The sequence below is a fragment of the Streptomyces sp. NPDC005648 genome (assembly GCF_040605395.1).
Lineage (GTDB): Bacteria > Actinomycetota > Actinomycetes > Streptomycetales > Streptomycetaceae > Streptomyces.
In genome coordinates this window covers 1-24,022 of the sequence record NZ_JBEXCS010000123.1, presented here as the reverse complement: position 1 = coordinate 24,022, position 24,022 = coordinate 1, and the positions used below count along the sequence as shown (strand labels likewise).

Sequence of the window (24,022 nt, the reverse complement as noted above, 5' to 3'; positions counted from 1 at the left end):
GGTGAATTCGGCCGGTCTGGAGCGGCTCGGGGACCACGAGGGCGCCGAGCGCGCCGCCGACGGCCGGGCGACGGGGCGGTAGTGGCGGGCAACCGCCTGGCGTCGTCGGCGCCAGTGCGACCAGCTCAACGCGTGAGTGAGGGTGTGAAGGTCTCGGGGTGTGTGAGCTGCCAGGAGTCGCCGCACTTCCGCCACGGTGAACTCGATGACCACGGCATCCTCACCGACGGATCCCCCTTTTCGGCTGCACGCGCGCTCATCGCCGCGAGGAAGGTGTGGGCGAGCATGCCAGAGTGATGCGCCGGTACCAGCCGACGTAGCGGCGGACTTCGTACTCGTCCAGGCCGCACTCGTTCTTCGCGGCCTGGAAACGCTCCTCGATCGCCCACCGGGCGCCGGCGACGCGCACCAGTTCGTCCACTGCGACATCCAGCGGTGCGTAGCCGAGGTGGTAGGCGATCTCGTCCGGCCGGGTCAAGCTGCGCCGTGCCAGCGCCCACCGCCGACGGATCAACACGCCGTCCTGGTGGTCGTACTCGGCCACTGGGCGCAACTGGACGGCCGCCCAGTCGTACTGGCGCTGCCCCTTCGCGCCCGCGCCGCAGGAACGGCGTTCCCATGCCTGGTCGGGGGCCTGCTCGAAGGCCCTGTCGATGCGTGGACCGGCCCAGGAGAACTGGGACCTGGGGACGGCCAGGACGTAACCGACGCCGCATGTTTCCAGCATCCGGCTGAAGCGGTTGTCTGCCCATAAGCGGCGTCCGCGGTGACCCAGGCGACCGGCAGCGGCGAGGCCAGCGCCCTGCGGACGATCATCGCCGCGAGGGTGTTCTTGTTCGCGAACTCCCGACGCTCGGGGATCTTGGCCGACCGGCAGCGGTCGCGGTCGTCGGTCCAGGACTTGGGCAGGTAGAGCTCGCGATCCACCAGGGCGCGGCCGGCGGTGCTGGCGTCGGCGGCGAAGACGCCGATCTGGCAGTTCTCGGTGCGGCCGGCGGTGCCGGAGTACTGCCTTTGGACGCCGGCGGAGGTAGTGCCCTTCTTCAGGAACCCGGTGTCGTCGATGATCAGTACCCCGTCGGGGTGGCCGCGGTGTTCGGCGACGTAGGTCTGCAGGTCGTCGCGGATGTCATCGGGGTTCCAGCGGGCTCGGGAGAACGGGTGCTGCAGGCCGTCAGGGATGGCGTGGCCGGTCTGTTCGGCAAGTTGACGGCTGTTCTTGCGGGCCGCCTGGGCGAGCAGTGAGCGAATGTAGTCCCGCATGCGGCGGTGTGGCTCGACGCGGCCGAAGTGGTGCCCGATGGTGGTGAGGAGGTGGTCCCGGTCGCGGTCCCAGGTCTCGCCTGCCTGTTCGGTGATCACGACCCGAGGCTTCCCAGGGCTCGGGGCGACTTGCCGTCGTGGGCACTCCTTCGAGGGGCGTGCGGGCAGAAGCCGTCCGTGACGGCTTCCTGCCCGCTACACTCCCACCGCTCGACGTTTCCCCAGCTCAAGCCACGAAGTACTGCTGGACTACTCCTGGTGCAGCACGGTCGCGGTGTGCTCGCCTTCTTCCCACCGCTGTCTCAGATACTCCAGATACGGGTCGAGGCTCATGGACCGGCGGGGCGGAGTGCGCCGTATGCACTCCTGCCAGCAGGCAGCGCGTGCGTACTTGGCCACGGTGCGGCTGTTCAAGCCGAGTTCGGTCTATCGCGCTGCGACTGCGGGCTGTGCCGGTGTATTCCGACCTGTCAGCATCTCCCCGGACCACACGGACACGCGGACTGGCGGCGCGCCCACATTCGGGCTGATGGCGCGTATACGCCGCCCGCCTCCTCTACCTTCGGCCGGGAAACGCAGGAAGTGTCCCGATGGAGGTACGGCTAGCGTGCGCACACCCGTCTACGAGCTGCATATCCGGCCTATGTTCCGCGCTACCGACCGCGCCCACATGATTTCCGATCTCGACCTCTGGGACTACGACACCGTCGTCAGCCAGGCCGACGACATCCTCGACCGCCTGAACAACGGCATGCCACCGGTTACCCACGGCGGACCGTGGCCAGAAGAATGGATCGAGCTCTTCACACGCTGGAAGGACGGTGTCCGCAAGCGGCTCGAACTCGGCACGGCGACGTACACGTTCAACCAGACAGCCACCACAGTGACCATCACGGCAACCGGCGCCTTTCCTTCTGCGGGCTGTCAAGGGTGGCTGCAGCTCGACAGCGAGACGGACACAGCGAAGACCTATGTCCTGTACGTGGAGCAGCCGGACGCCCCTGTGGCGGGTACGCCGGCTGCGTTCACTCTCAAGGAGCGCTACCGAGCCGCGGATACCCGTTCCGTCTTCGTCCGTGACGCGATGGGTGTCCAGCAACTGCACTGAAGCGCCCCACTGCACGACCGTGACGAGAAGGAGTGTCCCGTGACTCAAGCTCTTGCCTACGAGAGCAAGGCGATCGTCGCCTTGATGGGCCAACCCGAACCGCAGCGCGACGGAAAGTGGCTGCAAGACGCCTTGCAGCAGGCGGTCATGCTGGAGCTCGCAACCCTCCCACCGTATCTGTGCGGTCTGTGGTCGATCAAAGACCCGGCGGGGGACGAGGCCGTCTACGACGCCATCAAGGCGGTCGTCATGGACGAGATGTCGCACATGGGGCTCGTGTGCAACATGCTCACCACCATCGGCGGATCCCCTCGCATCGCCCACGCCGATCTCGTTCCCAAGTACCCGGGAAACCTACCCGGGGGTGTACGCCCTCAAGTCCGCGTGTCCCTCAGCGGTCTGACTCCCGCTTCCCTCGACATGTACTGCCAGATCGAACGGCCCGAGGACCCCGTCGCCGAATTTGAGGAACCCGGCGAGTCGATCGGGGCCTTCTACCGCGCCATCCGGCAAGCGTTCACACAGAACGCCGACCTGATCAAAGGCCACCGCCAGGTCGAGAAGGATATGGAGGAGGCATACGGGCTGGGAAACAGCCTCATCCCGCTCTCCACACCCAAGGCCGTGGACGACGCCATCGAGGTCATCATGGAGCAGGGAGAGGGAAGCCACACCTCTCCGAGGAACCGCTACTTCGGCAGGGAGGGCGAGCTCGCCCACTACTACGAGTTCCGCCAGATCCTGCAGGGCAAGAAACTGGTAGAGGTACCGACGGCTCCCGAGGGATGGGCCTACGAGGGCGACCCCATCGTGATGCCTGACGTCTACCGGATGGGGACCGTACCCAGGGGAGGCTGGGCGCAGGAGCCGACATACCTCCCTGACACACAGGTGCAGGACCGCCTTACAAAGTTCAACCAGCTCTACAGCGAACTGCTGCGATGGCTGGAGACGACATGGCAGACGGCCGATCAGCCGGAAGCGGAAGACCCTCTCGGCGAAGCTGTAAGCAGGATGAGGAAAATGGGGCCCGCTGCGCGGGCACTGATGCAGCACGAACTGCCGGACGGGAGCGGGCAGACGTACGGACCCGAGTTCCTGTACATCCCAGCCTGATCGACCTCCGCTGGGAATCTGCTCCGGGTCTGTTGGAGTCGGTGCCGCTGGAGAACTGACTGTCCAGCAGCACCGGCGTCGTGCCCCGTAGTTCGGGAGTCCTTCCGGGCCTGCGTGCAGGTCCAACTGCTTGACTGCCGACGGTGGCGCGCCCGACGAGGTCGCACCGCTTTCGCTCCACGCGAGGCGGCGACCGTCTGGGTGACGGTCGCCGCCGGAACAGCTTGGTGCGCGAAGTCCACAACGCCGATCAGTACACCGACGAAGAGCCCGACCAGGGCCACGCGGCGTGGGTTGCGAATCTCCGAAGGGAGGGTCGTGGCCGGGCGGCGGGAGGATGGCTCCGGAGCTGAGAGCGGACCGTCCAGAGGAGACTGGTGGAGTCTGGCTACCCATGGCTTGAGTGTGCGTATCAGCCTGGTCCCGGACTCCGAGGACGTTCACTGGAGCGCTCGTCAGCGACCGCCGAGACGCGGCTGCCCACGCACTCACCGCACCCGCCCCAAAACGAGATCGGTGAGCGGCCCCGAGGACGTGACCTCTACCATCCGGCACCACCCATACGGGCGGTGCTGTTGCGGAATATGCCTCGTGGTGACGTAATGGATGAAGAGGCAAAGCGATGCTGAAGGGGCGTTCGCGGGGCGTTGAACGCTGCACCTTCCAAACTCACCGAAGGGTGAGCCTCGGGCCTCACCGTTGTCGTCTAGGCATCCTCAGCGATTAGAGCCGCGACGTCGTGCCGAACGAGGCTTCCTGACAACACAGTCCGCGAGTGATGACCTCGCTCGGGCGGCGCTTCAGACGGGACAGCACCCCCTGAGCAGGGCCTCCAACAGTGCGGCCTCTCTGGCCCAACCATCGATTTCGGCGCTGGACAGAGCGGACCGCTGACTCTCGCGTCGCTCCTGGCCACGTTTACAGCCCTTCCCCGGTCGAGAGCCCATCCCACCCATCCTTTCACCCCCCATGAGAAAGAGTCGTAACCATGCCTCTCCCGATGGCTCCAGCACAGATCCTGCTCCACAGCGACCAACACAACGGGCAGTTCCTCTTTGTTTCCAACGACATGGAGGGCCCGGACAAGGTCGTGGAAGCCCACCCCCCCGGCCGGCGAGTATCGCAACCGGTTCGAGGCGCAGAGCGACGGCGGCGGCGGCGTTCGCCTCTACAACCCTGCAACTGGCTTCTACCTCTTCGTCTCCAATGATGAAGAGGCAGGAGACAACATCGTTGAAGGGCACCCCTATCGGGATAAGCCCCGCAACAGCTTCATTCCGCTGGAACCGGAACCCGGAATCTTCATGTTTCTCAACCCCAGCTACGGACGCTTCCTGTTCCTGTCCAACGATCAAAGGGCCGGCGATTATGTGATCGAAGCGCATCCCAACGTCGAGCTCCGTAATCGCTTCACAGCGATCCCCGTGGCCTGAATTGGACGGGGAGATCACAACCCTGCCCTGGTCATGCGAAAATCTGCGATTCCGTGGCGGACAGTCCGAGGAGGACAGCAGATGTGCTGACGGTTCCCCTGGCGCAGACTGCGGTAGAGCGGGGAGGCGTCGCGTGAGCGAAGTAGCCTTGGCGCACCCTGTGAACAAACGTCAGGTTGCGATACCCAGTCGGCAGCGGCTGCATCGACGCTGCTACCCTGTCGCCGGTCAGGCCCGGCAGATACTCCCATCCGAAGTCCGGTAGAAGAAGATCATGATTCTCTTCGCCGTCGCCACCGGGCCAGCCGGGCAGTTGGTTTCCCCAGATCAGTTCTCGTACGGTGTCGGCCTTGGACTTCGAACGCAGAAATTTCAGGAAGCCGCTGATCACTGGCAGGTTGGTCTTGTCGCTTGCCCAGGTCTCGAAAGGCACCTTCCCGGCTGGTGGGCCGGAGCCAAAGACGTGCCGCCAGGTGGCGGCGCTGCTCACGACTGCTCCACGGGCTGGCGTGATGCCCTTCATCGCGTTGAAGGCGCTCTCAAGGGGAGTACCGGAGGAGAGCGTGAGCACGCCGTCCGCGATGCCGCCTTCCAGTGAGCGAAAGGTGATGAGTGCGGTGTAGGCGGGCACATAGAAGAGATTGACGATCCCTGCAGAGGGGATCAGCCCGGGATTCTTCACCGCCACCGACAATTCGTTCCCCGTAGTGAGCGAGTTGCCTCCGGTGGTGCACTCGTACACGACGATTTTGAGTTTCAGGCCGGCCCGGCTCTTGGCGAGGGTCAGTGCGGCGGCGGTGTCCCCGCTGCTCTGCGCGTACAAGCAGTCGTAGATGACGAGTCGTTCGAGTTTGCTGACGTCGACGAGGTTGTGGAGCAGAGTCTGGTTGAGCCCGTTGATGCCAGTGCTGAAGGCGGCGGCGACGGTGGTCCGATACTCGACGGTGCGCCCCACGGCGGTCTCGATCAGGCGGCGCAGGTCAAGGTCGCTGATACCGACGCGACGGCAGTGCGCAGACCGTGACGGTTCATCTCGAAGCCGACGCCGTACAGGATGGAGACAGCGACGCCGCCGCGCTCGGCGTCGAAAAGGTCCAGTTCATCGGCGGGGAGGCCACCCAGCGCCCCGACTTCGCCGAACTCCTCCAGCACGCCCTTGCCGTGAGGCTCGGCGTCCAGGTCTACAGCAACCTCTACCGGGTGCCGCTGCGACTGTGGGAGCTGTTCGAGCACCCGCGCGTGAGCTTGGCGACCTCGTACTACAGCGACGAGGCGGCCGACCACGAGCGGGTGACGGGCCGTACGGGCTCACACGCCGCGACCCGTGCGAACATCATCGAGGCGCTGCGGCGGGGGATCCACGTACAGGTGGGCATCGTCGCCGTGCAGGGGGCCAGCGCGTCGACCAGGCGCGCGCCGACCTCGAATCGCTCGGCGTGCGCGTCATCGACACCGACCGGGTCCGCGGTGTCGGCAACGCCGCGAAGGCGCTGATCCCGTCCGTGTCGGAGCTATGCGGAAACTGCACCCGCGGCCGGGCCGCGGTCATTCCGGACGGCCAGGTCACCCCGTGCGTGCTCGGCCGGTTCCTCCCGGCGGGCAACGCGCGCGTTGAAGGATTGGCGGCCGTGTTCGCCGGCGAGCGGTCGGCGCAGGTCGCGGCGATGGTCCCGCCCCGCACCCGGCGCGGCTGCACTCCCGACGAGGATTCTTGTATGCCTCGCCCGGAGCCAACCCGGCAGGCGCGCGCACCCCGGCCGACTCCAACGACGGCGACCCGGCCAACACCGAAGCCTGCGACCCCGCGTACGACTAGAGCCTGTCTCCTTGATGGGGCGATCCGCTGATCGGCGTCTCCTTGATGCCTGCGGCATCACGCATGTAAGTCTGTCCAGATGGATACATTCGCGGACCGACTCGCCGGCGCGTGGAAGTGGTGGGAGGCCGCCATTGAGGAAGCGCAGGAGGGGCGCTGGGTCCGCGACGCCGTGGAACGGCAAGTCATCAGGGACATCGGCGCCGCCACAAACCCTCTCCAAGGCGAACGGATGGCCCCGTTCACCGAGGACTCGTGGCACGTACGCATCGGGAGGATTGCGAACTGGGCCGGGGTACTGCGGCTCGCGGCCCGATCAGGCGGATGGGTACTCCAACCAGTCGCCGGACAAATCCCACCCAGCCCGGCTGGCATGACCGAGCTGCTGTCTGGCATCTACGCGGTCGCCGAGCAGGGAGAAAACTGGATGCGGCAGCTCCTGAAGGGTGAGCTGCCACCAGACGACGAGATCGCGAGGGCCGAAGGGTTCCTCACCGGGCCGGGATCCGTTGAGGACCTTGAGCCCTTCTTCTACGACTGAATCGTCGTCGCTTCGTCGTCATCGCCGTGCCCACATGAGGATGGCGGCGAAGTGGAGAGCGGCCTGGTAGGCGATGGCGAGCTTGTCCGTTCGCATAGCCAGGCCGCGCCACTGCTTCAGCCGGTTGATGCATCGCTCGGCGGCGTTGCGTAGCCGATACGCCGCGGCGTCGAAAGCCGGTGGGCGACCGCCGCGGCGGCCTCGTCGTAGGCGGTGGCCGATCTGGTCGGACGGCTGAGGGATGACAGTGCGGATTCCACGTCGGCGGAGGTGATTCCGGATCGCGCGGGATGAGTACGCGCGGTCTGCCAGGACGGCATCGGGTCGGGTCCTCGGTCTTCCTGGCCCGCTTCGCTGGACACGGATGGCGGGCATGACGGTCTCGAAGGCTGGGGCGTCGCCAGCCTGGCCTGCGGTGACGTAAAGGGCGAGGGGGCGTGCATGGCTGTCGCTGGCGAGGTGGACTTTCGTGCTCAGGCCGCCGCGGGAGCGTCCGAGGGCATGGTCGTCGGGTTCGGTCCGGCCTGGAGCCCCTTTTTCCTGGCTCCGGCGGCGTGCTGGTGGGCTCGGCAGACGGTGGAGTCCACCGAGACGGTCCAGCCGATGTCGTCAGCAGCTTCGGCCTCTGCCAGGACCGCGGCAAGGATGCGTCCCCAGGTGGCGTCCACGGCCCACCTGATCAGGCGTTTATGGGCGGTCTGGAACGAGCCGAGTTCGTCGGGCAGATCGCGCCAGGGTGAGCAGGTGCGGTACTTCCATGCGATGGCCTCCAGGGTTCGGCAGTGATCAGCCCACCGCCGACCACGCACTGGATCGGGCGGCATCAGCGGTTCGATCCGGTCCCACATCGCATCAGTGATCACTAATCGGACGGACACGTCCGATCAACTGACCAACCGATCAAAGAGACACGCTCTAGTAGTGCTTCGTTAGGTCTATACGTTTGTGCTGATCAAGAGCATGTTGAGGGTGTGGACAGGCATGAAGTGAACCGATTACGGGCCGCGTTGGGGTTGTTCGTGGCGGATGTGTTCGCCTCGGTGCCGCGTACGGATCAGCGGGCCAAGGGTGAGTGCTATCTGCGGGGGCTGATGCTGGATGGCCGTCGCAAGTCGATCCAGCCGATGGCCGCACGGCTGCCGGACGGGAACATGCAGGCCCTGCAGCAGTTCGTGAACCAGTCGCCGTGGGATCCGCTGCCGGTCAGGCGGCGGATCGCCGAGCGGCTGTCCCAAGTGGTCAGGCCCGAGGTGTGGGTGATCGACGACGTGTCGTTCCCCAAGTGCGGCAAGGCGTCGGTCGGGGTGGCCCGCCAGTACTGCGGTGCGGTCGGCAAGCGGGCGAACTGCCAGGTCGCGGTCAGTGTCCATGCCGCCACCGACAGCGCCTCGTGCCCGCTGGAGTGGCAGTTGTATCTGCCGCGGGAGTGGACCGACGAGCCCGATCGCTGCCGCAGGGCAGGCGTCCCCCAGGACGTGGTGCACCAGGAGAAGTGGCGTCTCGCGCTCAGCCTGCTGGACACACTCGCCCAGTGGCAGCTGACCACACCGGTCATCGTGGCCGACGCCGGCTACGGCGTCAGCACACCGTTCAGGCTCGGCCTCCAGGAGCGAGGGCTGTCCTACATCCTTGCCCTGCAAGGCAAGGAAGTCGCGCATCCGGAGGAAGCCGAGCCGCACCAGCCCGATTACGGCGGACTCGGGCCGCCCACCCTTCCCCGCTACCGCCTCCCGCCGCGAGCTGTGTCGACCCTGGCCGCGGAAGCGAGCGCGGAGCGATTCTGCGAGGTGACCTGGCGGCAGGGCAGCAAGGGCGTGATGACCTCGCGGTTCGCGGTGCTGACGGTGCGGCCTGCGGGCAAACAGGCTCTGGCCGCCGCTCAGGAATCGGGCGGGGGGCGCAGCCGGTGGGACGGCGTCCTGCCCGTCCAGACGGTCCTGGTCGAATGGCCGCACGGCCAGGACGCGCCGGCCAACTACTGGATATCGAACCTGCCGCCCACCACACCGACCCCTGACCTGGTGCGGTGGGCGAAGATGCGCTGGCGGGTCGAACATGACTACCGCGAGCTCAAACACGGCCTGGGACTTGACCACTTCGAAGGTCGCACCTGGCGCGGCTGGCACCACCACGTCACCCTCGTCACCGCCGCCCAGGCATTCCTCACCCTCCGCAGGCTCGACCCAAAAGTCGAGGCACCGGCCCGAGCCTCTACCAGACCCTCGACGCCCTCCAAGACCTGCTGAGGTGCTGGACAGGCACCTGCAGCACCTGCGGCCGCCCCCTCACCGCAAACAGAACCAGAACCTAACGAAGCACTACTAGGAGACTGACCCCATGGACTGGGAGACACACGCGCGGCGCCTGGCGGCCGATACGGTCCGCCCTGAGTCGCGCTGGTACGAACCCCTTGCCACCACACCCCGGCATCTGCTCGTGCCGCGCTGGTGGGACAACGAGGGCGGCCGGTGGGCGCTACGGGACGGCGAAAGCGACCCCGAAGCGTGGGCGCGCGCCGCATACACGGACCGCGCCCTTGTGACCCAGGTGGGGCCACTGCACGCCGACCACGCCGAGCCCGAAACAGTGACGGAGGGACGCCCCACCTCGTCCAGCACCCTGCCGGGCCTGGTCGTCACGATGTACCGGCACGCGATGATCACCGACAACTCGCACGTCCTGGTGACGACCGGCACCGGATACGGGACCGCGCTCGCCTGCCGGCGCCTCGGTGCCGAGCTGGTGACCAGCGTGGACGTAGACGCGCACCTGGTGACGACGGCCCGTCAACGGCTGCAAGCACTCGGGCTGCGCCCGCACCTGGCCGTCTGCGACATCACCGGCCCGCTCCCCGGCGAGTACGACGGATCGTGTCCACCGTGTCCGTGCGGCCCGTCCCGGCCTCCTGGCTGGCGGCCCTGCGCCCGGGCGGGCGCCTGGTCACCACGATCGCCGGAACCGGGCTCATCGTCACCGCGGACAAGACCGACGACGGCGGCGCGGTAGGCCGCGTCGAGTACGACGGGGCAGGTTTCATGAGCACCCGCCACGGCGACGACTACCCGGCCCAGCCCACAGACGACCTGTGGGAGAAGATCCGGGGCGCGGACGGCGACGAGGTAACAGCCAGCCGGTACCCGCTTCTGTATCCGCCGGACGCGTGGGCCGTGTGGTCGACGCTCGAACTCTCCACACCGGGGATCGACTACCGCAAGGCGGAGGAAGGCGGTACGCGGACAGTGTGGATGCTGCACGCTGATGGCTCCTGGGCCCGCGCCGAGACATCGGGGTTCCTCGACGGCCCAACCGTTCACCAGGGCGGCCCCCGCCGCCTGTGGCGCGAACTGCCGACGCATCATCGCCGATCCCGCTTGCCCTTGACCAACTCCGCGGCCACCCACGGGCCGAACCCGCAGACGTGCCGGGTCTGCTGGAACGGCTGGCCGAAGTACCCGACCCGCGTGATCCGCGCGGAGTATGGCACGCCCTGGTCGTCGTGCTCGCGCTCACCGCGTGCGCGGTACTGGCCGGGGCGAGGTCGCTGCCGGCAGTCGGCGAGTGGATCGCCGACGCCCCGCCGCAGGTGGCACAAGCTGTCGGCGCGCCACCCGATCCTCTGCTTCCTGAGCGGCTCCTGCCTGCGGAATCGGCGGTTCGCCGACTGCTGGCGAGGGTCGATGGCGATGCCCTGGACCAAGCCGTGGGCCGATGGCTCGCCGACCGCCGTTCCCGCACCGCGAGCGGCGGTCGGCGAGCTCTGGCCGTGGACGGCAAGAGTCTGCGTGGAGCGGCCAGGACCAGGGGCAGGAAGATCCACTGCTCGCCGCCCTGGACCACTCCACCGGCCTGGTCCTGGCCCAGCTGGACGTGCGGGAGAAGACGAATGAGATCACGTGCTTCCAGCCGCTGCTGGAGACCGGCGCCGACCTGGCCGGCACCGTGGTCACCAGCGACGCGCTGCACACCCAGCGCGAGCATGCCGACTGTCTGCTCGGCCGCGGCGCCCACTACATCGTGATCGTCAAGGGCAACCAGAAGAAGCTGCGCAAGCAGATGAAATCCCTTCCCTGGAAGCGCATCCCGCTTCAGGGGCGCACCCGGAATGTAGACCACGGCCCCTGCGAGATCCGGCGCATCAAAGTGGCCACCGTGAACACCTCGCCGCCGCAACGGGGACAACCGGCGACTCGATCCTGGAATGGAAGAGACTTTCCGTTGACGGGGCCGGTACATGCCGGACATGCCGGTGCAACGTCCGGGCCGTTAGCTGCCGCAACAACCGTCCGGCGCGGCGCCGGGAGGGGACGGGGTACAGCAAGAAGGAGCAGGACATGACGGTCACGGACAGCGCTGAAGCGGACAGAACCGCCACCCCGCCCGGGTACTCCCCCCGTCTGTACAACGCGGACCTCGCCCCCGCCACCGAGCGCAAGTGGGGCGCCTTCAGCATCTTCAACGTCTGGACCTCGGACGTGCACAGTCTGTACGGCTACTTCCTGGCCGCCAGCCTGTTCCTCGTCGCGGGCAACACCCTCAAGTTCCTCATCGGCATCGGTGTGGGCTCGCTGGTCATCTACTGGCTGATGACCCTCATCGGCAGGGCGGGCGTCAAGACCGGTGTCCCCTACCCGGTCCTCGCCCGGGCCTCGTTCGGCACCTTCGGCGCCAACGTCCCGGCTCTCGTACGGGCCGTGGTCGCCACCTTCTGGTACGGCGCCCAGACCAGCGCCGCCGCCGGCGCCATCGTGGCCTTCCTCGTCCGCTACGACGGACCCAAGCATCTGCACGAGACCACTCACCTCTTCGGCCACAGCGGCCTCGAAGTGCTGTGCTACCTCGGTGTGTGGGCCGCCCAGCTGCTCATCATCAGCAAGGGCATGGAAACGGTCCGCCGTTTCCAGGACTTCGCCGGCCCGGCGGTCTGGCTGATGATGCTGATCCTCGCGATCGCGCTGTCCGTGAAGGCCGGGGCCCTGTCCTTCTCCGTCGACATGCCGAGCGGCGACCTCGCCACGCTCGCCAAGAGCGCCACCGGGCTCGACGTCAGCCCGGGCTCGTTCGCCGCGATCGCTGCGATAGCCGCCACCTGGGTCACCTACTTCGCCGCCCTGTTCCTCAACTTCGGTGACTTCGCCCGCTTCACCCCGGACATGAAGGCCCTGAAGAAGGGCAACCTCTGGGGCCTGCCCGTCAACCTGATCCTCTTCTCCCTCGTCGCCGCGGTCACCACGGCCGCCGCCAGCAAGGTGTACGGCGAGGTCATCCTCGAGCCGGCCAAGATCTCCGCCAGGTTCGACAGCGCGTTCCTCGTCCTGCTCGCCGCCCTGACCTTTGCGGTGGCGACCCTCGGTATCAACGTCGTCGCCAACTTCGTCAGTCCCGCCTTCGACTTCGCCAACGTGGCCCCGAAGCACGTGAACTTCCGCAGGGGCGGCTTCATCGCCGCCGTCATCGCGCTGCTGCTCTACCCGCTGCACCCCTGGGACAACGCACCCAGCTTCGTCAACGCCATCGGCTCGACGATGGGCCCCATCTTCGGTGTGATCGTCGTCGACTACTACCTCATCCGGAAGACACAGCTGAACGTGCCCGCTCTGTACGACGAAAACGGGGAGTTCCGCTTCCAGGGCGGCTGGAGCATACGGGCGTTCGCCGCCGGTGTGGTGGGCGCCGTCTTCTCCAGCATCCTGCCGGTCTACGGACCGTCCGGATACGGGGCGACGCTGGGCCCGTACTCCTGGTTCATCGGAGTCGTCGTCGCCGGGGTGCTCTACTTCGCGTTCAGCGGGGGCAGGAGCCCCCTCACCGCGAGGACGGCGGCGACGGACGCGCCGGAGGCGGCAGAGGCAGCAGAGGCGGCAGAGGCATAAGGTCAGCTTCTTCGAGCAGCTTGAGTGGGGCGCCTGACCTGGGCTGATGCCGGTCGAGTGCCCTACTCGCCGTGCAGCGGGCGGCGCTGTCAGCCGACGGTGAAGTCGGCGGCCTTGTCGTCCAGCGTGGTGGTGCCGTCCTCGGCGGTGGCGAGCACGGCGACATGCCAGGTACCGCGCGGGGACGAAGCGGCATCGCCGACGCTCACGGCAGCCGTGTACGCGCATCGCACGGTGCCGGCACCGGCAGCCTTGCAACGGGCCGGCTCCGCCGCGGTCATCTCCGCGGCGGTCGGCTGCTTCGCGGCGAGCCCGGACTTCTCCGGCCAGGCCAGCACCTTGACGCTCTTGACGCCGGAGGGCGCCGTGACCTCGGTGAAGAAACTGAACGAGCCGTCCCGGGCGGCCTCCGGGGCGGTGTAGCGGGCGGTGTTGTCCGCAAGGGCGGGAGCCTGGTCCCCGGCATGGGCGAGAGCGAAGGCCCCGGCACCCGCGAGAACGAGGGCACCGGCGGTGACGGACAGGGCGATACGACGGGACATGTCGAATTTCTCCGCAACTGGCTCGAACGATCTCGGCTGAGGACACCCGACACTCTCGTTCGCGCCGGTGCACCGATGCTCGCAACACGCGGGCATCCCGGACCTGAGTACGGACACTCAACTCGGCCTGGGCGATCGGGCTGGACGGACCGGCGACGCCGTTCGACGCGCACCTCGAAAGACCACCGGGACCGGGCGGACGGCCACCCCGCCCCGCCCGCGGCCCTCCCTCGGGCCCGGACCTTCTGGACCCGGCTGCACGGCGTCCTGTCCCTGGAACTCGCCGGCCAGTTCACCGGTATGGGAATCGACCCTGCGCAGCTCTTCGCCGCCGAGTTCCACGGCCTGGTGGGAGCGCCGGCGAACCGACCACGCCTTGCTGGTAAGAGGCTCTGATGCGGCGGCGTTCCCGAAGCGTCGAGTGCGCCCACGACGGGCCACGCACCCTGCGACCGGAGGCCCGGGCCCGGATCAACACCGCGTACAGGACCTGCGCCTTCCTGGGCGGCAGCGCCGGTTCGTGGCTCGGTGTCCGCGCCCACTCCGCCTTCGGCTGGAACGGCGTGTGCGGTCTGGTCGTACTCCTGGCCGGTCTGGCCCCGCTCCGCCACGTTCTGCGAAGCCGCGAGGCCGCGGCCGCAGCGGACGCCCGAGTACCGGCCCCCGCCGGGAACGACGGCGTGTCCGCCGGACGCTGAGGCCGGCCCTCCCGCGCATCGCAGGTGTCATGGCCGAGAACCTCTGGGGCAGGAGCACCACCTGGGGTGTGACCGCGACCGCGACCAGGACCACGGGTGCGGGCGCCCACGCCCGAAGGGCGGTCGCGAAGTGAGCGGGTGGGACCATGTGATCGTCGGGGCCGGCTCGGCGCGGACGGCACGGCGCGGGTGCTCCTGATCGAGGCCGGTACGGGGACTCCGGAGACCCGCCGCGAAGTTCAGGTGCCGATCCTCTTCCCGCGACTCTTCGGCTCGGATCTGGACTGGAACTTCGCGACGGTGCCGCAGCGCGGTCCGCCAGCATGGTGACGGGCTCGTCCGAGGGCGGATCAGCCTCTTCCTGGATACCGCGGCGCGCCACCTCCAGGTACGTCGGTCTGTGGACCGACGCGACGAAACCAGCGCTCGGATCGCGGAACCGGCGGAGCAACTCGGTGGTGGTCGGACGGGGGACGGACGGGAGGCCGGCCTCGGGCCGGCACGGTGGAGAGGTCTTCGCCGCCGTCGGAGAGCTCCTTCTCCGGGAGAGCGAAGGCGAGCGCGAGAGCGACCGCGAACAGGGGCAGGAGGTAGGCGAACACCGGGGTCAGGGCCTGCTGGTAGGCCAGCACCACCTCGTCGTGGACAGGTTTGGGCAGGGCGCGAACGAGGGCCGGGGTCAGCGAGCCGATGTCGTCGGAGTTGCCGGTGACGTTGCCGAACCGCGCGCCCAGCCGGTCGGTGAGGCGGTGGGTGAACACCGCGCCGACGGCCGCGGTGCCCAGTGTGGCGCCGATCTCGCGGAAGAAGTTGTTCGCCGAGGTCGCGGTGCCCACCTCGGACACGGGAAAGTCGTTCTGCACGGCCAGCACCACGGGCTGCATCACCAGGCCGAGACCCGCGCCCAGCACAAGAACGTAGAGGCAGACCAGGACGAGCGAGGTCGTGGTGTCCATGGTGGACATCGACGACGCGGCGACGCCGACGAGAACCGTGCCGACGATCGGGAAGATCTTGTAGCGTCCGGTCGTGCTCATCGCCCGCGCGGACGGTCCTGCGGTGGCGAACATGCCGAAGACCATCGGGAGCAGCAACAACCCGGACTCGGTGGCGCTGACGCCGTAGACCATCTGGAGGTATGTCGGCAGGTATCCGACGATCGCGAACATGCCGATCCCGACCACGAGAAGGCCGATCAGAGTGGCGATGTCGAAGATCCGGCTGCGGAACAGCCACAGGGGGACGAGCGGTTGCGGCGTACGGCGCCGGGAGCCCTCTACGCGGCGCTGGGACCGGAAGAACAGTACCCAGGCCAGCAGGCCGCCGGAGGCCGTCAGCAGGATGTGCGGGTCGGACCAGGAATAGTCCGTGCCGCCCCATTCGGCCACCAGCACGGTGCAGGTCACCGCGGTGGCCATGAGCACGAAACCGCGGTGGTCGAAGGCGACCCGGGCTCCCCGGCGCGGCAGGCGCAGCGCGACGGCGCTGACGGCGAGTGCCACGGCACCCACGGGCAGGTTGATCCAGAAGGCCCAGCGCCAGCCGGCGCCGTCGGTGAACCAGCCGCCGAGCAGGGGCCCGGCCACGCAGGACAGGCCGAAGACGGCGCCCATCGGAGCCAGGTACCGAGCCCGCTGACGCGGCGGTACGAGGTCGGCGACGATCGCCTGCGAGGTGATCATCAGCCCGCCTCCGCCCAGCCCTTGTATGCCCCGCCCGACGATCAGCACGTTCATGTCCCGCGCCGCCCCCGCGATCACGGATCCGAGGAGGAAGGCGCTGATGCCGCCGAGGAAGAGCTCCTTGCGGCCGACCAGGTCGCCGATGCGGCCGTAGACGGGCATGGCGACGGTGGCCGCGAGGATGTACGCGGTGGTGACCCATCCCATGTGTTTCACACCGCGCAGTTCGCCGACGATGGTCGGCAGTGCGGTGCTGACGATCATCTGGTCGAGGGAGGCCAGCAGCATCGCGGCCATCAGGGCGGCGAAGACCAGACCGAAGCGGGCCGGGACGGCGGGCAGTTCCTGGTACTCGGCGGCTGCGACCGAGGTCGATTCGTTCAACGCGCTTCCTGACGGGGTGGGGTGGGCTACGAGGTGGCGGAGGACGCGAGCGGGGACCGCTACGGCGAAGCGGGTCACGCCCTGTGCCGGCACCTCGTGCCGGCACGGGTGCATCGGGCCGGCCGGGGCACGGGGCCGACCATGAGGTCCGGGGACGATCGCGCTCCCCGCCCGTGCCTGCGGCGGCAGCCGCGTGGTCACCGTTGCAGCAGCCAGTCGCTGACGGCCGCGGCCGTGGATGCCGCGTGCTCGTTCATCATCGTCTGGTGGTTGCCCGCGGCGTCGAGGGTCTCGTGCTCGAAGTCCCACTCGGTGCTCCAGCCGCGCGGTGCCTCCGCCGCCGAGCCCTCGCGCTGCGGCATGCGCTCGGCAGCCCGTACGAGGACGACCGGCGCCTCGACGGGACGTGGCTCCCAGCCGTCGAACAACTCCAAGTACGCTCCCTGAGCGGTGACCTGAGCCTCCGTCATCAGGGCGTAGGCGTGGTCGTTGACGGCGATGCCCTGCAACTGTTCCTGGATCTGGTCCTGGGGGATGTCGTCCTTGGGGAACCAGGTGTCGAGCAGCACGATGCCGCGGGGCGCGAGACCGTGCGCCTCCAGCCGGGCCGCGACGGCGTGGGCCAGCCAGCCGCCGGAGGAGTAGCCGGCGAGGGCGAAAGGTGTGTCCCCGAACTCACGGGCCACGGCCTCGGCATGCATGTCGATGACCAGGTCGCTCGTCGCCGGGAGCGGCTCGTCGTCGCCGAAGCCCGGCAGCGGCAGCGCGTACACGTCGTGCCGGCCGTGCAGATGCAGGGCGAGGCGGGCGAAGTTGTGCGGCCCGGAGGGCGCCACCATGGACGGCAGGCACACCAGGGCGGGATGCCGGGGACCGGTGGCCAGCCGGACGAGCTCCTGTGCGCGGCCGAACCGCGCGGGGTCGCCGAAGAGCGGCCGTAGTTTCGCCGCCGCCTGCAGGAGGCGTATCCCTTCGGTGAACTTGCCCATCTCGCAGGCTCGCCGGTAGAGGTCGCGCACCCCGAAGCCCTGCGTACCAGGGCCGGAGGCCGCGTCGGCGGACTGCCGGGCCGCTGCCAACTCGTCCAGGTGACGGGCGAGTTCGGTGGGGGTCGGATGGTCGAAGACCACGGGCGTGGCCAGGGTCAGCCCGGTCGCGGCGACCAGGCGGCGGCGCAGTTCCACGGAGGCGAGTGAGTCGAAGCCGAGCTCCAGGAACCGGCGGGCCGGGTCGATCTCGTCGGGCGAGGTGTGCCCGAGTACCGCGGCGGCCTCGCTGCGGACCGTCAGGAGCGAGTCGGTGAGGAGCGGGGCGGAGGGGTGGTCCGCCTGCTGCGGCGTGGACGGCGACACTCGCGCCGGGCGTCGTATCTCGTCGAAGAACCGGTTGGTCCGCGTGGCCGTGAACGGGGGCAGGAAGCGGTCCCAGTCGATGTCCGCGACCGTCAGCGTGGTCTGGCCCGCGCGGACGGCCCGCCAGAGTTCCCCGACGGCTTCGGCGGGCGCCATCGGCGGCAGCCCGCGCCGGGCGAGGAAGGCCCGCAGGCCGGGTTCGGCTCCCATGCCGGCCTCAGCCCACGGTCCCCAGGCCACCGAGGTGGCGGCCAGTCCCCTGGCCCTGCGGTGTTCGGCCAGGGCGTCCAGGAACGCGTTGCCCGCGCTGTAGGCGGTCTGACCGAGGCTGCCCCAGGTGGCGGATATGGACGAGAACAGGACGAACGCGTCCAGCGGGGTGTCGCCGAGGAACTCGTCCAGGTGCGCGGCTCCTGCCATCTTGGCCGCCACGACATCGGCGAACTCGGCCAGGTCGAGGTCCGTCAGCGGCGCGAGCGGGCCACCCACCCCGGCCGCGTGCACCACCGTGGTCAGCTCGCCCGGGGGTATCGACGCGAGGAGCCGGCCGACCTGTTCGCGCTCGGCCATGTCGCACGCCTCGATCGAGACCTGGGCCCCGAGGCCTTCCAGTTCGGCCGCCAGCTGGTCCGCTCCCGGTGCCTGCGGGCCACGGCGGCTGGTCAGCACCAGGCGCTGGGCACCATGAGCGGCCAGCCAGCGAGCGGCCTGCGCGCCGAGCGCGCCCGTGCCGCCGGTGACCAGGACGGTGCCGCGCGGGCGCCGGTCGCTCTCCGGTCCGCCGGTGGCGCTGACCAGCCGGCGGGCGAACAATCCGGTCCGGCGCACGGCCAGTTGGTCCTCGCCGTCCGTTCCGGACAAGGCGGCGCCGAGCCAGAGCAGGCCGTCGTCGTCCAGCTCGGCGGGCAGGTCGATCAGTCCGCCCCAGCCGCGCGGCCGTTCCAGCGCCAGGGTGCGGCCCAGCCCCCACACCAGGCGCTGTCCCGGGTCGGTGACGTGCTCGCCTTCGGCCACGGCCACCGCGCCACGGGTGGCGCACCACAGCGGGACCTCCAGCCCCAGATCGGCCAGCCCCTGGGCAAGCACACAGGTCAGGGCGAGGCCGCTGGTGATCGCGGGGTGGACGGCGTCGGCCGTACTGTCCAGGCCGAGCAGCGAGAGCACTCCGCCGACCTCGCCGCCCGTGTCCGCCGCCCACTTGTCCACCAGTTCCGCCATCAGCCGGCGGTCGGTGTCCTGCGTGTCGAACCGGGCCGGTACGGCGCGACCGCCGAGCCGTTCGATCACCCAGGCGATGCGGGTGAGGAGGGTCTCGTCGACGCCTGTCGGCGGAACGAGCAGCAGCCAGGTGCCGGACAACGACGGTGGTTCAGCGGTGGGTGGGGGTGTCACCGGGCGCCATTCGACTTGGTAGCGCCAGTCGGCGGGGTCCGACGCGGCCGGTGCGGGCCTGTGCTCACGGGCGACGGGCTCCAGCCAGTGGTGCTTGCGCTGGAAGGGGTAGGTGGGCAGCTCGACCTGCCGGCCCCCGTCGTGGAGTGCGCGGAAGTCGATGTCCACGCCACGGACGTGCAGTTCTGCAAGGCCTGTCAGCAAGGTGGCCTCCGCGGGGCGCCCGGCGCGGGTCGCGGCGACGAAGACGGGGGCGGCCCGGCCGGAGGGTTCGGGCAGGCAGCCCGGTCCCAGGGCGGACAGGACCGCGTCGGGGCCGAGTTCGAGGTAGGCGGTCACTCCCTGCTCGTGCAGGCAGCGTATGCCGTCGGCGAAGCGCACGGCCTCGCGGACGTGCCGTACCCAGTAGCCGGGCGAGGCGAGCTGCTCGGGCGTGGCCAGGAGCCCGGTGAGGTTGGAGACCACGGGCAGCCGGGCGGGCCGCGGCTCGATCCGGGCGAGGATGTCGTGGAAGGCGTCGAGCATGTCGTCCATGTGCGGCGAGTGGAAGGCGTGGCTGACCGTCAGCTTCTTGGTCCTGCGGCCCTGTTCGCGCCACGAGGCGACGACCTCGTCGACGGCGTCCGCGTCTCCGGCCACGACGGTCGCCGTCGGTCCGTTGACGGTGGCGACGACCACCCGGTCCCCGTACGCCTCCAGTGACGCCAGCACCTCCGGCTCGGCGGCCTGCACCGCCGCCATCGCTCCTCCCGCCCGGCAGGACTGCATCAGCCGTCCGCGCGCCACGACCAGCGCGCAGGCATCGTCGAGCGACCACACCCCCGCCAGGTGCGCGGCCGTCAGTTCGCCCACCGAGTGCCCGATCAGCACGTGCGGTACCACGCCCCAGGACTCGACGAGACGGAACAGGGCGCTCTCGTACGCGAACAGCGCGGGCTGTGTGTAGGCGGTCTCGTTCAGCAGCGCCGCGTCGGGCGAACCTTCCGGGGCGAACATCACCTGCTTGAGCGGTTGCCGCAGATGGGCGTCCATGCGGGCGCACACCTCGTCCAGCGCCTGGGCGAAGACCGGGTACCTGGTGTACAACTCCTTCCCCATGCCGTGCCGTTGGCCGCCCTGGCCGGTGAAGAGCACGGCGAGCCGCCCGTCCGCGACCTCCGGCGCCAGGACTCCGTGCACCAGGCCGGGAGCGGTCCGCCCCTCGCTCAACGCCTCCCAGGAAGCGGCGAGTTCGTCGCGGTCGTTCGCGAGGGCGACGGCGCGGTGCTCGAAGCGGGTTCGGGCGCCGAGGGTGAACGCGACGTCGCGCAGGCTCAGTTCGGGCCGTCGCGACAGCTCCGAGGCGAGCCGTCCGGCCTGCTCGCGTAGGGCCGTCTCGGTGCGGGCCGACAGGACAACGGGCAGCGCGGACATCGTGGCCGCGGGCTCCGGGCCGGGCGGCTCCTCGATGATGACGTGCGCGTTGGTGCCGCTCACGCCGAAGGCGGACACTGCGGCGCGGCGCGGCCGGCCGGTGCGCGGCCACGGCACCGGCTCGCGCAGCAGCCGCACGGCACCCGCGGACCAGTCGACATGCGGCGAGGGCCGACCCAGGTGCAGGGTGCGCGGCAGCACTCCTCGGTGCAGGGCCATGACCATCTTGATCACACCGGCCGCTCCCGCGGCCGCCTGGGCGTGCCCGATGTTGGACTTGAGCGAGCCCAGGTGGAAGGGCTGCTCGGCGGGGCGGTCCTGGCCGTACGTGGCGATCAGCGCGGTCGCCTCGATCGGATCGCCGAGCGGGGTGCCGGTCCCGTGCGCCTCCACGGCGTCCACGTCCGCGGCCCGCAGACCGGCGCCGGCCAGGGTCTGCCGGATCAGCCGCTGCTGGGCGGGCCCGTTGGGCGCGGTCAGTCCGTTGCTGGCGCCGTCCTGGTTGGTGCCGGTGGCCCGCAGCACCGCCAGTACCCGGTGGCCGGCCCGCCGTGCCGCCGACAGCCGCTCCAGCAGCATCACGGCCGCGCCCTCGGCCCAGCCGGTCCCGTCGGCGTCCGCCGAGAACGCCTTGCAGCGGCCGTCGGGTGCCAGTCCGCGTTTGCGGCTGAACTCCAGCAGCATGCCCGGTGTCGACATGACGGTGACACCGCCGGCGAGCGCCAGGTCGCACTCCCCGGTGCGCAGCGACTGCGCCGCCACGTGCAGGGCCACCAGCGAGGACGAGCACTGGGTGTCGACGGTCAGGGCCGGTCCCTCGAATCCGAAGGTGTAGGCGACGCGGCCGGAGACGACCCCCAGCGCGTTGCCGGTGAGCATCTGGCCCTGAGCCTCCTCCGGTGCCTCGTGCCAGGCGGGGCCGTAGTCCTGGAGGGAGACCCCGGTGAACACACCCGTTCGGCTGCCGCGCAGGCCGTGCGGGTCGATGCCGGAGCGTTCCATCGCCTCCCAGGAGATCTCCAGCATCAGCCGCTGCTGCGGGTCCAGCGCGGTCGCCTCACGCGGGCCGATCCCGAAGAAGGCGGCGTCGAACGCGCCCACGTCGTCCAGGTATCCGCCCTGGCGGGTGTACGCGGTACCGGGTTGCCCGGGGTCGGGGTCGTACAGGGCGTCCAGGTCCCATCCCCGGTCCGTGGGCAGACCGCCGATGACGTCCCGGCCCTCCTCGACCAGCCGCCACAGTGCTTCCGGGGAGTCGACGCCACCGGGCAACCGGCAAGCGAGGCCGACTATGACCACGGGGTCGTCCGCCGACCCCGGGTCGGCCGGCCGCACGTCGGCCTCCAACACCCGCTGCCTGCCTCCGGCGAGCTCGTCGCGTAGATGCTCCGCGAGCGCCTCGGGCGTCGGGTAGTCGAACAGTACGGTGGCCGGCAGCCGCAGCCCGGTCGCCTCCGTCAGCAGGTCCCTCAGCCGCTGCGCGACCTCCCGGTAGACGCCCAGACGCCGCCATGGTGCCCGAACGTCGACCTGCCCACCCCCGGTGACCGCGGACACCCGCGTTTTCAGCAGGTCCAGCAGCGCGGTGCGCTGGGCTTCCGGGGTGAAATCGGAGAAACCACTGAAATCAATCGTCATTCTTTTTCCAAAAATGAGGCGGCCCAAGGGGTGATGGATTCCACGCCGATGTGGCCGGGGCGCGCGAGTTGACCGCCCAGTAAGTTAAATCAACTGATTTACAGGGCCGACCTTAAGGGGCGGGCGCCTCCGGTGTCGAGTTAAACCCATATGGCGCTGACGTGTCGAGAGCGTGACTCACGGCGACAGAATTGCCACGAGCGTCTCCACTTTTATGGAGAGAATGCGAACTCGGCGGATTTCACCCTGTGGGCTGCGGATTTTCATTCGCTCCTGGTGTGAAACTCTCCACACCTTTGGAGTGTGAGCATTGTTCACCTACTTATACCGACGCCGGCGGGGAGGGTTGTTCGGGACCAGGTGCGGATGAGCCTCGGATGCCGTACCCGAGCACTGCAACAGCAGGGCCGTACCGGGGTGCGGTGGCTTGAGCACACGGTCCGTGACTCCGGCGGCGGGTGTGTCGTACGGCTGGTGGTCAGGGGCCGTGCGGCCGGCGGCCAGGGGACAACTCCGCCCGCTGTGCGGGCTGGACGTAGGCTGGGACTGCAATCTCTTCGGGTGAATAAGCGAGAGCGTCGTGCGCCGCGTTGTTTCCAACGAAGCGGGCCTCGTGGAAGGCGTCCACGATGTCCTGTGGAACACCCATACCGGACGCGCCCTTCTATTTCACGATCCGCTCGACTACCGCGTGATAACCGATCCGCGCCAACCGGAAGGAGTGATGGAGATTGGCCCTAAAGCTTTGATAGGACCCACCCGATATCATCACCTGACTGATCTCGGCGAGCCGCACGTAGGCGCGGTGGTCCTTGCGTCAATCGCAGCCGAGGCGCAGCACAAACACGGCAGCTGTAGTTCGTGAGGGGTAGCGCGTCGTTGCTCGTCAGCGTGGTGGGTGGGGTGCCTGCGGGCAGCGGAACGGCCACCGGCATCGTGATCTTGGCCGCGTCGCGGGGTGCTTTCCGCGTCGGGAGACGCGACTGAGCCCTTTCCAACCTGGCTGATGGATCCGGCAGTTGGGCTGACAACGTGGTGAAGCCCTGGTACCTACGCCGACAAGGGGAATTGCAGGGTCACCGGCGGCCCCAACATGGCCACGCCTCGAGGTAGGGGCTACAACGAGGCTTCGCTGAGCGCCACGGGGACGGTCACCCCGCGGGCGGGGAAGAGTCCAGCTGCTGTGCAACAGTGAGAAGGTCATTGCTGCGCCACAGGATCCCGCGGCCAACGGCACGCTCGTGGCCACCAGGGCCGGGCTTTTCGTCGATCAGGGAACCGGCGCGCAGTAGTCCCCAGGCGCCGCAGCCACACTCCCGTCACGCGGGCGCGGCGCTGCCACCCGGGGGCCGACGCAGCAGGTGCAGACAGTTGACTTCTTCCCCCGCCTAAAGGCGGGGGATTCCAGCGGTCGCCCGCTGGGTTTCCTGCTTCACCGACGACTGCCCCGTCCGGGAGGACTCCCGTTGAGGTCTTACACCGTCTCCACAGGCTGCAGCCGCCAGCCCGGCGGCCAGGATGTTGCGTGCCGCGTTCACGTCCCGGTCGTGCACCACGCCGCAGTGCTCGCATGTCCACGCGCGGACGTTCAGCGGCAGCTTCGCCGCGACCGTGCCGCAGCTTCCGCACAGCTTGGAGCTGGGGAAGAAGCGGTCGATCACGACGAGGTCGCGCCCGTAACCAGGCGCACTTGTACTCCAGCATCATGCGCAGGTCCGTCCAGGCCGCATCCGAGATGGCGCGCGCCAGGCGCCCGTTCTTCAGCAGGTTGCGG

The 24,022-nt window shown here is 69.0% G+C and carries 16 protein-coding genes and 4 pseudogenes; 12 read left to right on the top strand and 8 right to left on the bottom strand.

The window, feature by feature from the left end; genetic code table 11:
* Window positions 1-125: 125 nt before the first annotated feature.
* Together ABZT17_RS40940 and ABZT17_RS40935 are read right to left on the bottom strand one after the other, a co-directional pair.
* Window positions 126-1,302 (bottom strand): annotated as a pseudogene (locus ABZT17_RS40940) (IS701 family transposase).
* A 210-nt stretch (window positions 1,303-1,512) separates the two neighbouring features.
* Window positions 1,513-1,677 (bottom strand): hypothetical protein, encoded by a 165-nt coding sequence (locus ABZT17_RS40935; protein WP_356357148.1) that lies wholly within the window; start codon window positions 1,675-1,677, stop codon window positions 1,513-1,515.
* 193 nt (window positions 1,678-1,870) lie between these two features.
* On the opposite strand from ABZT17_RS40935, the gene ABZT17_RS40930 reads away from it, so the two are divergent.
* The 3 genes from ABZT17_RS40930 (at window position 1,871) to ABZT17_RS40920 (ending at window position 4,920) form a co-directional block, all read left to right on the top strand.
* Complete coding sequence (locus ABZT17_RS40930) at window positions 1,871-2,371, top strand: hypothetical protein (RefSeq protein WP_356357146.1); 501 nt, start codon at window positions 1,871-1,873, stop codon at window positions 2,369-2,371.
* Window positions 2,372-2,410: 39 nt separating this feature from the next.
* Entirely contained in the window at window positions 2,411-3,487 is a 1,077-nt protein-coding gene (locus tag ABZT17_RS40925; RefSeq protein WP_356357144.1) for a ferritin-like protein, read from the top strand.
* Window positions 3,488-4,542: 1,055 nt separating this feature from the next.
* Entirely contained in the window at window positions 4,543-4,920 is a 378-nt protein-coding gene (locus tag ABZT17_RS40920) for a hypothetical protein (RefSeq protein WP_356357142.1), read from the top strand.
* A 31-nt stretch (window positions 4,921-4,951) separates the two neighbouring features.
* Here the strand turns inward: ABZT17_RS40920 and ABZT17_RS40915 are convergent, their stop codons facing one another.
* On the bottom strand, window positions 4,952-5,875 hold the full coding sequence (locus tag ABZT17_RS40915; RefSeq protein WP_356357140.1) for a hypothetical protein: 924 nt from the start codon (window positions 5,873-5,875) through the stop codon (window positions 4,952-4,954).
* A 65-nt stretch (window positions 5,876-5,940) separates the two neighbouring features.
* On the opposite strand from ABZT17_RS40915, the gene ABZT17_RS40910 reads away from it, so the two are divergent.
* Both ABZT17_RS40910 and ABZT17_RS40905 read left to right on the top strand, forming a co-directional pair.
* On the top strand, window positions 5,941-6,414 hold the full coding sequence (locus ABZT17_RS40910) for a radical SAM protein (protein WP_356357138.1): 474 nt from the start codon (window positions 5,941-5,943) through the stop codon (window positions 6,412-6,414).
* A gap of 401 nt (window positions 6,415-6,815) precedes the next feature.
* Window positions 6,816-7,277, top strand: coding sequence for a hypothetical protein (locus ABZT17_RS40905; RefSeq protein ID WP_356357136.1), 462 nt, complete (start codon window positions 6,816-6,818; stop codon window positions 7,275-7,277).
* A gap of 18 nt (window positions 7,278-7,295) precedes the next feature.
* Here the strand turns inward: ABZT17_RS40905 and ABZT17_RS40900 are convergent.
* Window positions 7,296-8,155, bottom strand: a protein-coding gene (locus tag ABZT17_RS40900) for an IS5 family transposase (protein ID WP_356357134.1) whose coding sequence is annotated in 2 segments (ribosomal slippage) — window positions 7,296-7,813 and window positions 7,813-8,155 — 861 coding nt in all. Because the reading frame shifts where the segments join, the coding sequence is not laid out codon by codon here.
* Between the two features lie 93 nt (window positions 8,156-8,248).
* Between ABZT17_RS40900 and ABZT17_RS40895 the strand changes: the two genes are divergently transcribed.
* The 5 genes and pseudogenes from ABZT17_RS40895 (at window position 8,249) to ABZT17_RS40875 (ending at window position 13,147) form a co-directional block, all read left to right on the top strand.
* Window positions 8,249-9,523 carry an IS701 family transposase gene (locus ABZT17_RS40895; RefSeq protein WP_356357132.1) on the top strand — a complete coding sequence of 425 codons (1,275 nt, stop codon included), beginning with the start codon at window positions 8,249-8,251 and terminating at the stop codon, window positions 9,521-9,523.
* 91 nt (window positions 9,524-9,614) lie between these two features.
* The gene (locus ABZT17_RS40890) at window positions 9,615-10,283 is read left to right on the top strand and encodes a hypothetical protein (protein WP_356357130.1); all 669 of its coding nucleotides are present in this window, start codon (window positions 9,615-9,617) and stop codon (window positions 10,281-10,283) included.
* A gap of 328 nt (window positions 10,284-10,611) precedes the next feature.
* Window positions 10,612-10,932, top strand: a pseudogene (locus ABZT17_RS40885) (transposase family protein); the annotation flags it as partial.
* Between the two features lie 53 nt (window positions 10,933-10,985).
* Window positions 10,986-11,612 (top strand): ISAs1 family transposase, encoded by a 627-nt coding sequence (locus tag ABZT17_RS40880; protein ID WP_356357128.1) that lies wholly within the window; start codon window positions 10,986-10,988, stop codon window positions 11,610-11,612.
* The gene (locus tag ABZT17_RS40875; protein WP_356357125.1) at window positions 11,609-13,147 is read left to right on the top strand and encodes a cytosine permease; all 1,539 of its coding nucleotides are present in this window, start codon (window positions 11,609-11,611) and stop codon (window positions 13,145-13,147) included. The genes ABZT17_RS40880 and ABZT17_RS40875 overlap by 4 nt, the downstream gene beginning before the upstream one ends.
* Window positions 13,148-13,236: 89 nt before the next feature.
* Here the strand turns inward: ABZT17_RS40875 and ABZT17_RS40870 are convergent, their stop codons facing one another.
* Window positions 13,237-13,689 (bottom strand): DUF5707 domain-containing protein, encoded by a 453-nt coding sequence (locus ABZT17_RS40870; RefSeq protein ID WP_356357123.1) that lies wholly within the window; start codon window positions 13,687-13,689, stop codon window positions 13,237-13,239.
* Window positions 13,690-13,805: 116 nt separating this feature from the next.
* Here ABZT17_RS40870 and ABZT17_RS40865 point away from each other — a divergent pair.
* Both ABZT17_RS40865 and ABZT17_RS40860 read left to right on the top strand, forming a co-directional pair.
* Window positions 13,806-14,085: pseudogene (locus ABZT17_RS40865) on the top strand (TetR-like C-terminal domain-containing protein); the annotation flags it as partial.
* Window positions 14,085-14,387, top strand: coding sequence for a hypothetical protein (locus ABZT17_RS40860; RefSeq protein ID WP_356357121.1), 303 nt, complete (start codon window positions 14,085-14,087; stop codon window positions 14,385-14,387). The pseudogene ABZT17_RS40865 and the gene ABZT17_RS40860, both read left to right, overlap by 1 nt.
* 350 nt (window positions 14,388-14,737) lie before the next feature.
* Here ABZT17_RS40860 and ABZT17_RS40855 read toward each other — a convergent pair whose 3' ends face one another.
* The 3 genes and pseudogenes from ABZT17_RS40855 to ABZT17_RS40845 all read right to left on the bottom strand — a co-directional run.
* On the bottom strand, window positions 14,738-16,453 hold the full coding sequence (locus ABZT17_RS40855) for an MDR family MFS transporter (protein WP_356357119.1): 1,716 nt from the start codon (window positions 16,451-16,453) through the stop codon (window positions 14,738-14,740).
* A gap of 197 nt (window positions 16,454-16,650) precedes the next feature.
* Window positions 16,651-22,248: a type I polyketide synthase gene (locus tag ABZT17_RS40850; RefSeq protein ID WP_356357117.1), complete on the bottom strand. Its 5,598-nt coding sequence runs from the start codon at window positions 22,246-22,248 to the stop codon at window positions 16,651-16,653.
* 1,388 nt (window positions 22,249-23,636) lie between these two features.
* Window positions 23,637-24,022, bottom strand: a pseudogene (locus ABZT17_RS40845) (RNA-guided endonuclease TnpB family protein); the annotation flags it as partial.